Source organism: Bradyrhizobium sp. (genome assembly GCF_016462955.1).
Lineage (GTDB): Bacteria > Pseudomonadota > Alphaproteobacteria > Rhizobiales > Xanthobacteraceae > Bradyrhizobium.
This window is the reverse complement of sequence record NZ_JAEMSD010000001.1, coordinates 45,190-60,428: the sequence shown is the minus strand read 5'-3', so window position 1 is coordinate 60,428 and position 15,239 is coordinate 45,190. Positions and strand designations below refer to the sequence as shown.

Annotated in this window: 12 protein-coding genes; 6 read left to right on the top strand and 6 right to left on the bottom strand. The window is 59.8% G+C overall.

The annotated features are described in order from the left end of the window. Positions 1-2: 2 nt before the first annotated feature. Together JHD07_RS00260 and JHD07_RS00255 are read right to left on the bottom strand one after the other, a co-directional pair. Positions 3-1,340, bottom strand: a complete 1,338-nt coding sequence (locus tag JHD07_RS00260) for a hypothetical protein (protein ID WP_291617823.1) — start codon at positions 1,338-1,340, stop codon at positions 3-5. Between the two features lie 7 nt (positions 1,341-1,347). After that, positions 1,348-2,559 (bottom strand): acyltransferase, encoded by a 1,212-nt coding sequence (locus JHD07_RS00255; protein ID WP_291617822.1) that lies wholly within the window; start codon positions 2,557-2,559, stop codon positions 1,348-1,350. A 739-nt stretch (positions 2,560-3,298) separates the two neighbouring features. Between JHD07_RS00255 and JHD07_RS00250 the strand changes: the two genes are divergently transcribed. The 3 genes from JHD07_RS00250 to JHD07_RS00240 all read left to right on the top strand — a co-directional run bounded on the left by JHD07_RS00250 (position 3,299) and on the right by JHD07_RS00240 (position 6,716). Beyond that, a complete protein-coding gene (locus JHD07_RS00250) occupies positions 3,299-3,715 on the top strand; it encodes a hypothetical protein (RefSeq protein WP_291617821.1) in 417 nt (138 codons plus the stop codon). A gap of 31 nt (positions 3,716-3,746) precedes the next feature. Continuing rightward, the gene (locus JHD07_RS00245; protein ID WP_291617820.1) at positions 3,747-5,984 is read left to right on the top strand and encodes an AAA family ATPase; all 2,238 of its coding nucleotides are present in this window, start codon (positions 3,747-3,749) and stop codon (positions 5,982-5,984) included. Positions 5,985-6,422: 438 nt separating this feature from the next. Further along, positions 6,423-6,716, top strand: a complete 294-nt coding sequence (locus tag JHD07_RS00240; protein WP_291617819.1) for a hypothetical protein — start codon at positions 6,423-6,425, stop codon at positions 6,714-6,716. A 270-nt stretch (positions 6,717-6,986) separates the two neighbouring features. Here JHD07_RS00240 and JHD07_RS00235 read toward each other — a convergent pair whose 3' ends face one another. Beyond that, positions 6,987-8,417 carry an undecaprenyl-phosphate glucose phosphotransferase gene (locus JHD07_RS00235; RefSeq protein ID WP_291617818.1) on the bottom strand — a complete coding sequence of 477 codons (1,431 nt, stop codon included), beginning with the start codon at positions 8,415-8,417 and terminating at the stop codon, positions 6,987-6,989. A 593-nt stretch (positions 8,418-9,010) separates the two neighbouring features. Here JHD07_RS00235 and JHD07_RS00230 point away from each other — a divergent pair. From JHD07_RS00230 to JHD07_RS00220, 3 genes are all read left to right on the top strand, one after another. Then, on the top strand, positions 9,011-9,751 hold the full coding sequence (locus tag JHD07_RS00230) for a metallophosphoesterase family protein (RefSeq protein WP_291617839.1): 741 nt from the start codon (positions 9,011-9,013) through the stop codon (positions 9,749-9,751). Positions 9,752-10,023: 272 nt separating this feature from the next. Then, positions 10,024-11,241, top strand: coding sequence for a polysaccharide biosynthesis/export family protein (locus JHD07_RS00225; RefSeq protein ID WP_291617817.1), 1,218 nt, complete (start codon positions 10,024-10,026; stop codon positions 11,239-11,241). Positions 11,242-11,480: 239 nt separating this feature from the next. After that, the gene (locus JHD07_RS00220) at positions 11,481-11,732 is read left to right on the top strand and encodes a hypothetical protein (RefSeq protein WP_291617816.1); all 252 of its coding nucleotides are present in this window, start codon (positions 11,481-11,483) and stop codon (positions 11,730-11,732) included. Between the two features lie 13 nt (positions 11,733-11,745). Here the strand turns inward: JHD07_RS00220 and JHD07_RS00215 are convergent, their stop codons facing one another. The 3 genes from JHD07_RS00215 to JHD07_RS00205 form a co-directional block, all read right to left on the bottom strand. Continuing rightward, positions 11,746-12,165 (bottom strand): hypothetical protein, encoded by a 420-nt coding sequence (locus tag JHD07_RS00215; RefSeq protein ID WP_291617815.1) that lies wholly within the window; start codon positions 12,163-12,165, stop codon positions 11,746-11,748. A 166-nt stretch (positions 12,166-12,331) separates the two neighbouring features. Then, the gene (locus JHD07_RS00210; protein WP_291617814.1) at positions 12,332-12,661 is read right to left on the bottom strand and encodes a hypothetical protein; all 330 of its coding nucleotides are present in this window, start codon (positions 12,659-12,661) and stop codon (positions 12,332-12,334) included. Between the two features lie 178 nt (positions 12,662-12,839). Next, positions 12,840-13,991: a hypothetical protein gene (locus tag JHD07_RS00205; RefSeq protein ID WP_291617813.1), complete on the bottom strand. Its 1,152-nt coding sequence runs from the start codon at positions 13,989-13,991 to the stop codon at positions 12,840-12,842. Between the last annotated feature and the right edge of the window lie 1,248 nt (positions 13,992-15,239).

Below are 15,239 nucleotides of genomic sequence, written 5' to 3'. Positions count from 1 at the left end.
TCTCACCTGGTTCCGCTCGCCGCCGGCAGATCCGGGCGGAAGCCTTCCAACGGCGGCACCGGCGGCCGCATGACGATCGGGACAGCATCGATCCCCCGTGCGGAGGTCGCACGCCGTGAAAATACTTCACTGAAGCTCAATGCGATGATCAGGAGGCCGGATGCCGGGCCGTAGTTCAGCACCGTGATCGTGAACAAGTTGACGACGAAGATCAGCGTCAGCTTGTAGACGTCGGTCGCACCGAAGGTCGCCCGGAACACCATCACCATGAAGGCGACGAAGGGCAGCCCGAACATCAGGTAGGTGCCGATGTAGAAATTATCCACGGGCACCCAGTAATGCGCAAGCGGCGAGAACAGCTTCTGCGGGTAGTTGAAGCAGCCGGCTCCGCAGCCGGTGATCAGACCAACGGGCATCAGCTGGCTCATATAGACGAACGGCAGCTGCCAGCTGTTGTTGATGCGGTCGACGATGCTGAACAGGGTCGAGTGCGGCACCGCCGCGGTGCCCGACGCGACGACGATCATGAAAAACGGCACGAAGATCGCCGCAAAGGACCATTGCGCGATCGATCGGATCGCAGGGAAGCGCGATCTCTCCGGCAGCATGCGCACGAGCACCAGCAGAAGCAGGTAAAGCACGAGGACAATCATGGTGGTCTTGCTGGTGGTGAGGCGCGTGGCATAGATCGCAATGGAGCCGAATACGAGGCACCAGGTCGTGCTCATGCGAATGGACGTGATCGCGAACGACACGAGGATGAAGAAGGCCGCCATGGTGTTGTCGGCGGCAAAGCCCATCAGGCGCTGGTCGTCGCCGCCATAGGCCCACCACAGCCGGCCGGCCTCGCGTACGGCGCCGAAGGACTCGTACTTGTAGCCGACCCAGGGCATCAGGTAGAATTTCGTCAGGAAAACGCCGATCACGGACAGGTAGAACGTGACTGCGATGACCGACAGCAGCTTGCGATACGAACCGAGGCTCGAATCGCAGAAGCAGAACCCGACGAACACCGGCAACATCATCTTGAAGGACGAGATCGCCGCGTTCATCGTCCCCATCATGAAGTAGCCGAGCACGAGCGACAGCATGATCTGCACGAGCACGATCATCGCCAGCGTGCTGCGATTGCGCAGGACGCAATGCACGAAGAACTGAATCAGGCACAGCACCGCAACTGCGTCGGGCAAATACCACAGGGCATCCATGTGATAGATGCTGGTATAGTAGCGGATCACGCCGCCGAAGGCGTCGCGGACCAGATAGACGCCGAGCGCGATCGCCTCGATGTTGAGGCTGATCAACCTCATCTGGGGCCGGTGCAGCGGAAGGATCGTCATGTCCGGCTCAGTTTGTCGGCCGCGCCGAGGGTGCGGGCGATCGCGCGAAATCCCGACGGCTTCCGAGCAGGTTCCGCATGAACTTGCCGCCGGGAATTTCGACGTAGAGATAGGTGAAGTGGGAAACCGCGAGCACTGCGGCCAATGACACCACGAGATTGAGCGAGGCCGGCAGACCCGGAAAGATCGAATCGAGCGCGGCGATCCGCCCCGCTCCGACCGCCCGCACGAAATACTCGGCCAACAGCACCACGAGCGCGTGCACCATATAGATCGAGTAGGAACGCTTCCCGAGCCAGACCAGCGGACGGGCCACCAGCACCCGCGGCACCAGCAGCGCATCCGGAAAGGCGAGCAGGCTGCCGAGGAAGATCGCAAACGTCACCGGCGCGAGGAAGGTCGCGGCAGGGCTGGTCTCCGCGACGGACACCAGGACGATGCTTGCGATCATGGCGACGAATTGCACCATTCCCTGCACGACAGGGCCCGGCTTGGCCGGCAGGCGATCGACGATCCGGACCGTCAGCACGCCCAGGAAGAAGCTCACGAAGCAGCGCAGGATGCCGAAATCGGTCTGGAGCCCGAGGCTTCTCTTGTCGAGCACGAAGATGATGAAGACCAGACTTCCAACCGCGAGCGCGCCGCAGAGAGCGTAAAACCATAGAAGCGAGCGCATGCGCTGGGCGAACAGCAGGATCAGGCCGAACACCAGATAGGTGTAGAACTCGACGCTGATGCTCCAGCTCGGCGCATTCCAGCTGAGATAGTCGATGAAGCCCATCGAGTGCAGCAACAAGACGTTGAGCACGAACGATTGTGCGTTGTTCACCTCGAAGGCCGCCGGGGCAGCCACCACGACGCCCGCCATGACCAGGCTGATGCGTAGGAGGCGGAACAGCAGATTCGCGAACAGCATGACGATGTGCAGCGGATAGACCCGCGCCAGGCGCCGCACCATGAACTCGCGCAGCGAGAAGCGCCCGAAGTCGCTCTCGACGTAGCTGAGCGCCATGACGATCCCGCTAAGAACGAAGAACAGATCGACCAAAAGCCAGGCACTCCTGAAGAAGGAGCAGTTGATCCACGCATTATGCGGGAACGCCGCGAGGAACGTCGGCATCAGCAGAAGGTGGTGAATCACCACCGAGGTCGCGGCGATTCCCCGAATGCTGTCGAGCGGCAGGACATGCGCCTTCTCACGATGAACCAACTCCGTCACATCAACATTCCATGACTATTGCACCGCAGCAGTGTGTATCAGGTCTCGCACATGTTCAATCTCTGCGATCGTTGATTCGCGCGCGATGCATGACGACCGACGATACTTTCAATGCTTGCAGACCATTCGGACATGAGAGCGCCAACTTCACGCCACTTTTTGCGCGAGGCCCCGCGTGCTTCGGGCGTAGATCTCTTCGCTTGCGATGATTGCGAGCATTTGCGCGGAAAGTGTGCGCGAAATTCGGCGCTGATGCGATAGATGCTCACCCCTTGGCATCGATCTGTCTGCGTGTGGAAGAATCGTCTCTCACCCGGGAACGATCGAAGCGTGTTGCAGCTTGTGTCGGTTCTGCGACGCACAGGTCTGCGAGTGCCTGATATGTTTTCAAGTTGCAACATTCATGAGCGATACATGCCGATCTCGCAGGCATTGTAGATCCTGATTCTACAACCGCTGAGATCGAGGCCGCATTCTTCGGTGTTGCACATCCTGCACCAGCTTTTGCGCCGCACAAAAAGATGACACAGTTACCTGCCAGGAAGTTTCGCCTGTTCTCCTGTTGCAACAGAAGCAAGGAACACGGATGCGCCGCGGACTAACACGTCGTCATGCACAGCGCCGATGGCTACCGGCTGTCCTGGTCGGTTCTGGGCTGGTGGTTTCGAGCGCCGTTGCTTGCCATGCTCAGTGCGTCGAATTCTCCGATCGCGCCTCGCAACTCGAACTCGACACCTTCGTGAAGTCGCCCTCCTCGCTTCTAGAGCGAATGCGCAACGACAAGGAGAAGTTACGCTTTCGGCTCGCGACCCTCATCGCGACCAATCCGTCGTTGCTGCCCTCCGTTCAGACGCTCATTTCGGCATCGGCTTCGAGCGATCGTTCGGCCATCGGCGCCGCGTTGCGGATTGCCGAAGGACGGTGCAATTCGACGAAGCCGGACGCGGCGCGCAAGATCAGGGACTTTGTGCAGCGGATCGGCGATCTCAACGTGCAGGCCGGCTATTCCGCAGCGGGAGAGGACAATTCCGGCGCTCAGCTGGCGCGAACCCAGGGCAAGACCCCTGCGCCGCCGCCTCGAGGCGGCGCCCTGCTCGATGGCGAGTGGAAGACCAAGCTGGCCAATCCATTCAAGCCCCTCCCCCTTCCGAATTGATCGGCGATCGTCAAAGGCAGCGAATTAGAAGATGTACCAACCCAGAGAACATTTCCAGTCGGGACACCGTTTCGGCATCGAATTCGGCGGGGCAGTCCTCAGCTTCGAGCGCGTGACCGACGTCCTGCGCCGGCAATGGCCCATCGTCGCGGTATGCACCGGCGGTTCGCTGGCGCTGGTGATCGTCTACCTGATGATGGCCCAGCCCATGTATACGGCCAATGCCCGCATCATGATGGATACGCGCCAGGCGCAGGTGCTGGACAAGGACAGCAACACCAGCAGCGCGCTGATCGACACCGGCTACGTCGACAGCCAGGTCGAGGTCATCAACTCGGACGACCTGATTCTGTCCGTGGTCCGCCGCCTGAAGCTGACTGAAGATCCGGAGTTCAATGGTTCCAAGCCGGGGCTTCTTGCCATCATCATGGGCAAGGCGCGGTCGCTGTTTGGCTCGGGTGAGCCGCCGAGCCAGGAACGAATCGAACACGCGGTGGTCGAGCAGGTTCAGAAGAACCTGCGAACGGAGCGCGTTCTGACCACATATGTCCTGTCGCTGAATTATCGCGCGCGGACGCCTGACAAGGCCGCCAAGATCGCCAACGCGATTGCCAATGCCTATCTCGTCGGCGCCCTCGAGGCCAAATATCAGTCCACCAAGCGGGCCACCGAGTGGCTTCAGCAGCGCAGCCTCGAGCTGAGCGAGCAGGCATCTGCCAGCGACCGCGCCGTGCAGACCTTCAAGGCCGAGCACAACATCGTTGGAACCAGCCGCGGCCTGGTGTCCGAGCAGCAATTGTCGGACCTCAACACGCAACTGGTCCAGGCACGGGCCGCGACAGCCGAGGCGAAGGCGCGCCTCGACCGCATCGAGAACATTTCCGACCAGGATCTCGCCCAGCCCACGGTGACGGACGCTCTCAACAACTCGGTCATTACGCGCCTGCGCGCGCAATTTCTCGACATGAACGCGCAATATGCAGACCTGTCGAGGCGCTACGGCAAGACCCATGGCGCGGCGGTCAACCTCGCCAACAAGATGCAGGAGCTGCGCAAGAACATTGCCGACGAGCTTAACCGGATCGGGGATGCCTATCGCAGCGACTACGAGATCGCCAAGAGTCGGGAGGCTTCTCTGGACGCGAACTTGAAGGAACTGGTCGCCCAGGCCGGTCATACCGGGCAGGCGGAAGTCAAGCTCAGGGACCTGGAGAGCGCCGCGGACACCTATCGCAACCTCTACAACAGCTTCCTGGAAAAGCTGCAAAGCGCAACTCAGAACCAGAGCTTCCCGCTGAGCGAGTCGCGCCTCATCAGCACCGCGACCCCGCCGGACCGCAAGAGCTCGCCGCGGACGCTCCTGGCGCTGGTGGGAGGGCTTGTCGGAGGTCTCTGTCTCGGATTCGGCGTCGCGTTTGCCCGCGAGTTGCTTCACGACGTGTTGCGCACTCCCGCCGAGGTCGAGGACGAACTCGGGGTCAAATGTCTCGGCATCCTGCCGGATATCGGTGCGAGGGCGAAAGGACGGGCGTGGCTGGGATCGCCCGCCAAGAGCAAGAGCAGCACCTCCGGCGTATCGCGCTACGTCATCGATCACCCCTTCTCGCGCTTTGCCGAGACGCTGCGCAACGTCAAGGTGTCGATCGATGTCGCGCGCCTGACCCGTGACATCAAGGTGATAGGAATCGCATCGTCGCTTCCGAAGGAAGGGAAAACGACGGTGGCCGCCAACTTCGCCCAATTGATCGCTCTGGCGGGGCACCGCACCGTGCTGATCGACGGCGATCTCCATACGCGCTCGCTCACGCGAGAACTCGCGCCCAACGCCGGCTCCGGACTGATCGAGACCCTCGCCGATCCCTCGACGCTTGGCTATCACGTGCAGCGAAGCAAGGAGACGGGCCTCGACTTCTTGCCGTCCGTGGTGAGTTCTCGCATGGTCAATTCGGCGGACGTCATGACCTCGAAGGCGATGAGCAACCTGCTGGCAGTGCTGCGGGAACACTACGAATACATCATCATCGATCTTGCCCCGGTGATGCCGGTGGTCGATTCCAAGGCGTTCAGCGTCCTTATCGACGCAATGGTGTATGTGATCGAATGGGGAGAGACGACGCGCACCGCACTTCAGGAATCGGTTGCGGGCTCGGAAGTGCTGCAGAAGAAGCTGCTCGGTGCCGTTCTCAATCGCGCCAACCCCAAAATGCTCCAGCGCATCGAGGCCTACAAAGGCAAGCATCGCAACAGCTATTACGTCGAGAACGCATAGAAGAGCGACGTTGGATGCGCTTGCCCGCGCCGGCACGTCCTGTCCGTCGATCGAGCGCGTAGCGCGACTGCCAACGAGGAGAGAGCGAAGTCTCCCCGCGAGGCGGGTTCACCGCCCTCGCGCGGGAGGGGCAGCCCCCAAGGCACGACGGTAACCTTAAGGGTATCCGTCAAATCGTCCCTGATGCTGCCGTCCCTCCGTTGACATTACGAACCAGTTTGCGAAGGCGAGCCGGAGCGAGCACGCCCTTGCGGCCCGTATTCATCCCGCATCAACAAAATGAGTCCATACCGTTGTCAGAAAGCACGGAACTGACGGAGACCGTCGCGGCCGGCCAGGGTTCCGCCCCGGCAGGTCGGGCCCCGGGTACCTTCCCTTCCGGGGTGTCTCAGGCTAAACGTAAGCTCATTGCTTTTTGGCGTTCCTCGGTAGGTCCAAATGGTCGTCGTCTTGGTTGTTTTGGGCATCTGGCTATTGCTCAACATCCTGTTCGTGGTGATCGTGGTCCCCCCCCGAAAACCGCAACAGAAGACTGTTTCACCGGGCAGAGCCCTATCGGCGGCCCCTATCGATCCCAGCCCCGGCCAGTTCGACCACGAGAGGCCGTTTTCGCTTCGTCACGCGGTCGCTTCGATCGCGATGGGAGCGTTTTTTGTTCTCGTTCCCCCGCTGCTCGCGCTACGCGATGCAATCGTCCGGCTGTTCAGGAAATCGATGCACTACGATCGCTAAGGTGCCACCGGACGAGGATTCGTCGTCGACGCGGATCTTTCCCGGAAGGATGGATGTTTCGCGACGCTGCTCCAGCGTGCAGCGTCCTTTACTGCGCGACAAGCATCGAGTGCCTTTGCCCCGACACCATCTGCCAGCTCAACTTGAAGCTCAAGGGGCGATCCGGCAGATTCATTCTCGCCTGAAGCGCGATGAGGTCTGGATAAATCGTCATCGTCGTTTGCGCATGGTCTGTCCGGAAAAACCCCTTCGCACTTTTCCGGACCATACTTAGTACGCCTCTTGAAAGATGACGGCCGCCGCCGTGCGCGCCAGAATCTTCAGGTCGAGCCAAATGCTCCAGTTGCCGACGTACCAGACGTCGTATTCCACGCGCTTTTCCATCAGATCGATCGTCGGCGTCTCGCCGCGACAGCCATTGACCTGCGCCCAACCGGTCAACCCTGGCTTCACGTGATGGCGATAGATGTAATTGCGGATGAGATCGTCATAGTAGTTGTCGTGCGCCAGCGCGTGCGGACGCGGACCGACCAAAGACATATCGCCGCGCAGCACGTTCCAGAGCTGGGGCAGTTCGTCGATGCTGGTCATGCGAAGGAAGCGCCCAAACCTGGTCACGCGTGCATCGCCCTTCTTGGCCTGCGTCACCGTATGTCCGTTCTCGCTCACGGTCATCGTTCGAAACTTCCAGATCTCGAACGGCTTGCCATTGCACCCGCGGCGCCACTGGCGGAAGATGACCGTCCCCGGCGAATCCAGCTTGATGAGAACGCAAACGGTCACCAGCAGCGGTGTCAGAACGATCAAGCCGAACAGCGCAAGCCCCATGTCGAGACAGCGCTTCTGCAATCGCTCGAATACGGTGAGCGGGGGTCGCTGAAGCTCGATTGCAACGGTGCCGCTGACGGGCAGGAAGGGACGCGAGACCAGATCCGCGATCGGACTATCGGGAAGCAGGCGCACCGGCTGGGACACTGCACGCAAGTGCTTGCCGAGCCTCTGTAATACAGGCAGTTCGTTCCAGTCGATGGCCAGAAGAAATTCATCGATGTCCGCGGCACGAGCCTCGCGGACCACATCGCGAATCTGTGTCTCCCATTGATTCCCGTTGCCATCGCCGCTCAACACGAAATGGCGTACCACGTCGAAGCCATTTTTTCGGAGATCCTTGAATCGGGTCGACGTGAAATCGAGCGGCTTCAGGCTAAGCAGGACGACTTTTCGATCGACCAAGCGTACTTTTGCAAAGCTGGAACGGAGGGCGTACTGCCAGGCAAAGCGAACGCTCATCAGCCCGATGCTGCCAACCCCCGCGAAGATGAGGACGGTGCCGCGCGATAGGTTGTCCGTCGACTTCAGCAGGAATGCGGCAACCGCGAGAACCGTCAACGCCGCCGACCAGATCATGACGGCCTTGCGCAATTGCCAGACGACCCTCAGCAAACGATGCGTGTCGTAAACGCCCTGGAAGTACGAAATCGTGACGAATGCCAGACCGACGATCGTTCCAGGCCCCAGCGAGGCCGGCTCGAGGGACCACCCGAATGAATCTCCGTACAGGAGAGATGCGATTGCATAGCAGACCAATACAACCAGAAAATCGGCGGCGATGATGAAGACCTGAAACGGCCTTTGAAGAACAGTGCCGCGCGCGAGAGAGCCGGAGTGGACGTCCTCGGTACCGTAAGTTGCAACAGCCATTCGAACCTCTATCGGCGGGCACGCATGACACTCATCGCGAGCAGATGATTTGCGGCTTTCGCAACGGAAGGTGTTAACCGATCGCAGCGATATTGTGGCGCCGCATGCAATTTTTTCCGCAGCGCAGAGCTTTGCGAAACTCTCGAACGACTTGCATGCGGCACACGCATAATGTCTTCATGACACTGACATCAAGATCGGCGTAGCGCTGCGATTTGCATCTGTTCGCCGATATTTTGCGCAACCAGAATTCAACCGTTCGGTTCCGATCCCTCGAACGCCGGTTCGAATCACGCGTGAGAGATCATGAGCATTGGCTTCGTTGATTCTTTCATCGCGATCGATGACATTTGGTCCTCGTGACTTGGCAGCGGCAGGAGCTCACAACAACTCATGAGAGCAATCTTATCAATTCACAATCTATCGCAATCAGACCGGTCGAAATCCGCGCAGCATTGGTCCGGCGCGAGGATCGTTAAGTGCCGTTGCAAGGACCGAACGTCGTCCGGCGGGCCCTCGCGCCATCATTATCCTCAATCGCTGATTGCATCGCTCTCAACGGATGAAACGATTTTGAGCACGTCCGAGCAATGATGCCGCTTTTTCGATCGCGCGCGCCGAGGCGGAAGCCCAAGCTGCCGGACGGGGTGCGCATCTACGCCATCTCCGACATACATGGGTGCACCCATTTGCTCGAGCCCATGCTGCGGGTGATCGATGCCGATCTCGCCCGGAGCAAGCCCCGTCATGCGATCGAGGTGTTCTTGGGCGACTACATCGACCGTGGGCCCGATGCACGATCGACCCTCGACGTTCTGGTGAAGCGCAGCCGGCGGGCCAATACCGTATTTCTAAAAGGAAATCACGAGGCTCTCCTGACCACGGCCGTGCGCAACCCCGACTTGCTGGACGATTGGCTCCGGGTCGGCGGAGCTCAGACATTGAGGTCCTATGGCGTTTCGCTGCCTCAGCCGACGCCGGAGCAGGAGGAGCGGGTCGCTTTGCTGCGCCAATTCGCCCGGGCCTTGCCGCAGGAACATGTCGAGTTCCTGCGCAACCTACGCCCATCTTTCACCTGCGGGGATTTCTTCTTCGTCCACGCCGGCATACGACCAGGTGTCCCTTTATCCGAGCAGCGAGAGACCGACCTGTTGTGGATTCGCGAAGAATTCCTAAAAAGTGACGAACGCTTCAGTAAATACATCGTGCACGGTCATACTCCGGTGCGGAACGCGCAGTTGCTGCCGAACCGAGCGAATATCGACACGGGAGCTTACGCAACGGGCAATCTCACACTCATGAGCATCCAAGGCACGAGCATGCTCGCAGTTTGAACCGCATCACCCGGCAAGAGCTTCGCGTCCGACGACAGCGCGTCGCAAGCAAGTCGATTGTGTGTCTAATCGTGATGCTGTTGCTCGTTGCAGCCAAGAAGAAGCCACATTGCTCGATCACTCGCCACTGCTAAGACAAATGCTTTTGTCATCACGTTGCATGGAGGCCACAAGCGCTGCAGTTTCGCACGGGCAAAACCGGGGCGAGAGTGACTCGACAACGGGATGATTGCTACGCTTGTCGCAGTCCTAGTAAGCAGCGTGAGGTCATTGTGGTTACCGAGTCAGGAAGATCGATTGCGGCTGTCGTTCGTCATCATGCAGTACTGATCTTCGTTTCGGTGACGATGACCGGATGCGCAGGCTTCATCCCGATGGACGCGCCCGACTCCGCTGCGGTCCACGAGAACGCCGCGATCGTCACGGAGCCATCAGCGCCGCTTCCCTATGTGCTGATGCCCATCAACGCCACCGTCTTGCAGGCCACCAACACGATCACCAATACGACCGGCACGTCGTTCGCATCCGTGCCCGGAGGCCATCGCGACGCGCCGATCAGTATCGGTGATATTCTGTCGGTCACGGTCTTCGAGGCGCAAGCAGGTGGATTGTTCATTCCGGGTGAAGCAGGCGTCAGGTCGGGCAATTTCGTCGACATCCCCCGACAGCAGGTCGATCAGACCGGTAGCATCAATATTCCCTTCGCGGACACGGTTAAGGTCGCCGGACTGACGCCGCGTGCGGTTTCCGCGATCATCCGCGATCGACTCAAGGAGCGCGCAATCGAGCCGCAGGTCGTTGTGGCGGTCGCGGAGCAGCGCGGAAACCAGGTCAGTGTGCTTGGTGAAGCCAATTCACCGTCGCGCTTCCCGATCGACCCGGGCGGGCTTCGACTGCTGGCGGCAATTGCCAGAGCGGGAGGGCCGAAATATCCCGATTACGAAGTCACCGTCACCCTGAAGCGTGCGGGGAGAACGTACAGCCAATACCTCGCCGCCATCGTTCGACGACCTGCCGAAGACATCTTGCTGGCCCCCGGCGATGTGATCTTCCTGACGCGAATTCCGCGCGTGTTCATGGCGTTCGGATCGACACCCAGCCCCGGCTCCATCGGCGGAACGAACAACCGTCGCTTCACTTTTGAGAACTATGATATGTCACTCGCCGAAGCGCTGGCGAAAGCGGGCGGGCTCGACGGAAGCCGCGCCAACTCGAAGTCCGTGTTCGTCTACCGGTTCGAGCCGAAGCACTTGCTGGAAAACGTTGGCCTCGAGGTAAATGGCTTTCCTACCTTGCGAGTGCCAGCCGTTTACAAGTTCGACATGAGCAAGCCGGATGGCTGGTTCCAGGCGGATTCGTTCAGAATGCGCGACCACGATGTGATTTCGGTCGCCGAGTCGCCTTCGACCGAGTTCATCAAGATCATGGCGCCGCTGGATGCCGCCACGACCAATGCGGCAAACATCAACGCCATCGTGAACTCGAACTGATCGCTTTAGTCGGCACGTACCGTAGTGAAAGGTACCGCAGGCCCTCTTCTGCAGAACACCAGGCTGCGACCGGCGGGTGAATTCATCTCTCGTCATCAGGGGTTGGGACTACCGCGGCGACCCGTCTGAAAAAAGGAACGGTGCTGCCAGAGCCCAATTTCAAGGAAGATTTTGCCATATGACTTAAGGTAACGTTAGCCCGCCTCACCTACCGTCACGGAACCTGTTGGAGTGCTCCCGTGACGATACTCATTGCCGTTACCGTGCTGGTAGGCCTCGCCCTGGGGTTCAGGTACCGGGTGTTTATTCTCATCCCTGTCATCCCCCTGGGCGGAATCGTCATCGCGGCGACGACATCGCAGTTCCTGTCGTCTGTGTTGATATTCATCGTCCTGCTGCAGCTCAGCTATCTAATAGGCGCGCTGCTCAAGACATTTCCCGCGGGAGTTGCGGAGCAGCAGGCGGGTGCACTGCCCGGTCACCACGGCTAGGCCCCGGCTTGCATTATGCTTCCGCGTCGTCAGCACGGAACTTGTAGTCGGGAAACCGGCTCAGCATTGCGGCCCTGACAAAGCTGAAATGAGCGATTGCGGAGCCCAACTCCTTCAGTCGCCTTTGGCCGTTGACGATTTCCGCGTCGAATAGATCCTGGTGATGACTATCCAGCGGTTCGCGGTACAGATACTCGTCGTCATCATTTCCCAGCGTCACGGCTGCTCGCGCCAAGACCTCCTCGACCCGTCGGTTCAAACCAGCGCGCTCGCGCTCGGCTGCCGCGATCGCATCTTCGATGGCGACCATGATAGTTGCAACCCGGCGCTGATCTACTTCTGAGTCACGCTTTGCCGAGCGCACCCGAAATGTCGACGATCCCGTTCGGCGAAGAAAACTCTGATTGCGAGCCTTCGCAAAGAGCTGAAACATGCACGGAGGTCTCGTTTGAGGACGGCAGGCGCGAGGATGGCTCGACCGTAGTTAACGAAGCCTTAATGCAGCGGATGCGAGTTGATATCGTCCATCCATAGAGAAGATCGACGCACCGCCGTGCCACGGCTGTACTGGCCGGCATCCCTACTTGCGCGTTCGTCCTTCAATCGCAGCGAAGCTGACGACCGTACTTATAACAAGATCTGCCGTCGCTGAAATACGTACGGTTCCCATACGTCCGGGCCGACCCGCCATCGCTGAAGATCGTGGTGTTTCCGTATTGCCGAGCGCTGCTGCCGTCGCTGTTGTATGTCGTCGTCCCGTACTGCTCGGATATCGTCCCGTTGTTCCAATAAGTGGTCTGGCCATAGCGCTGCGCTGCAACTCCATTGTCGCAGATGACTTTGCCGGCGCCTAACAGCTGGCAATTCTCGGCCTTGGCGATCGACCCGAAGAGCACAATCGCGCCGCAGAGCGACATTAAACGCAACATGATCGCTTCTCTTCATGTGGTTACGCAAAATATAAACCACTCCGCGCGACGTCCGTTCCACGATCGCTTGGCTTTTCGAGCTTCATGGAGGCGGGCCGGACGCGAAAGGCCAGCATAAGGCGAAGCACGGCGTTTATCACTGGTCGCAGGCGGCTTGCAAATGGGGCTCAGCGGAAAATCACCTTCCTGCGCCGCGCCCTGGTCTGCACGGGGCATAGAACGTGCCGTTGCTGGCGACCACCCGCTCGATGCACTGCCTTGGATCGACAACCTCTCCACCAACCCGGAAGAAATAGGTTTGCGTCTTCAAGACGAGCACATAGTTGCCCGCCGGAAGATCCAACTCCGGATCCTCACTCCGGAGCTCGTACATTTCCGGAGAGCCCGCGACGGGGCTCACCTGAAATGTGTAGGAGAAGTTACGAATCACCCAAACGTCGTCATCCTCGTTCAACCTCTTGCCGGCTGCCGCAGGTGAGAACTCACGCGCAATCTTGGCGACGACTCGAACCTCGGCATTGTCCGGAATGTTGTTCACGGCTTCGCGTCGAAACACGATGAACTTGACGCGTCCCGTAGGCAGAGCTGGCTGATCCGGCACCTTGAAGGCCGGCGAAACAGCGATCCTGATGTCGGGCGCTTTTCCAGGCAGAAGTTGCAGCTTGACGACCGGACGATCTTCATCAAGGGCATAGACGCCATACTCCGTTGGCAGGGCGCGCGTAGGTTTCGGGTCCTCGACAGGGGCTATCCGCGGAGCCGCCGGCGGGATCGGAATCGAAACCGTCGCGGCAGGACTTGTTTCCGTCGAGACGGATTCGATCGGCTTGGTGGAAGTGGAGATCAGACCGGCCAGGTGATCTCGTTCGTGGAAAAGCAGTCCTGCTGTCGCCAACGCGAGCAGCACAATCAATTCACGCTTCGTGACCCATCTAAAGGAAGGGACATGAGCGCCCCGCTCGTGGAGTACCACTTGCCGGGGGCCCGGCAAAGGCGCACTCTCCAGCCTCGGAGACTCGCCGAGATCGGGGGCGCTCGTAAGTTGCGGGGGTGGTAGACCGGGAGCACCGATACCTTGGCGGGAGAATTGCTCTACGCCATTGATCGCGGCTTCCAGGGCATCTTGCAAGCGGCGGACGTCGCCCGCATCTGCGTGGGTAAACTGCTCCTGAAGCTTATGGCGAGCGAGATCGTAGACGACCTGCCGCATGTATTCGGGGTCGTTCTTCACAGTTTCGAGGATGCGCGCGATCACAAGCGCAAACTGGACTTCCGTTGACGTCGCATCCTTCGCATTCGGATCGTTCGGAAGTAGCTCTGCCGGACTCATGATTGCATCGTCCGATTCGGGCTCACCTGGCTCCTATTCGATATGCAACAATGCGGAAAAGCCAGCAAGTGGCGGCTTCGGGCAGGCAGAGCAGCGCGGAAGAAGCTCCTCATGGGCTTCTCCCCCGATGCAAGACCGGGCAAACTTGGCCCCGTCAGACTATCACTGCCGCGGAATGGCTGACGCGGTCGTCAATGGGGCTCCGCCAACCGATATCGGGCCCATCTGTGCGCGTTGTGGCGTTCGCTTCTTGAGCGACCTTGCAGTTGCCGAGGGACGGCCGGAAGTTGGAGCGGGGCTCTCCGAACTCAAAGGGACTACAGAGGCCGAGATGCTTGACGATTGCTGGGCCCGCGCTTCCAGTGATCCTTCCAAGACCTCCATTCGGGAGATCAGTGCAGACAATTGGTCCGATAGCCGCTGCATGTCGGCGCGCTGGACGGCAATCTGCTGTTTGAGTTCTTCGGTCTCATTGGCTTCCTTCAGCTGAAGACTCATGAGGCTCAGGGGGGCCGTGTGATCTGGCGCCGCCGCCGGCGGCCTCGCCGGCGCCGCCGATTGAAGCGGCTCGTCGTAACTACTGGCCACACACGTACCGATCGCTCCGGCCACGAACAAACCGGCGACCGATACCACGACCGAGCGGGCTCGCCGGGTCCGTTGTTGGATCATCAATTGATGATCCAAGTGAAAGGCCTGATCCAAGGGATTCATAATCGCCGTACCTAGACTGCTTCAGCCCAATTCGCAATGGCCCCAAAGTGGCGCACCGGGCTGCGTTGGCGTGACGAACGAAGGGCTTCAATAACTTAAACTCCGCTGGGCGGTGCCAGTCCGGCTCGGCAAGGACGATATCAACAGATAACAGCTCCCAAACGCCCCTATCCGGAGAACCTGCGCTCAGGAAGCGCGCGTTCGTGCACGCAGCGGCGTTGCGTGGGACGACACCAGGCTGGTTACGGTGTCCGCCTTGGGTTCTGACCGACCGAACCTGCGTTGTTTTGCCCCTGATTCATTGAGCCCTACGCCGCCAAGACGGTTACGCGAGGCATGGCCCGATCTCGCGGATCCGGCGTACGTCACTTCATCACCCATCGTGGAGGCGAACTCCTGACGTCGAGCGCAAACAGCACTGAGACTTCCGGATTGTACGGCCACCACCGGGGCGCATCATATTTTGCGACCAGCATGATCTGAGCCTCGGTTGCATCAGCCAACGAAACAGTGCCTGAAACCGAAGCAATGTAC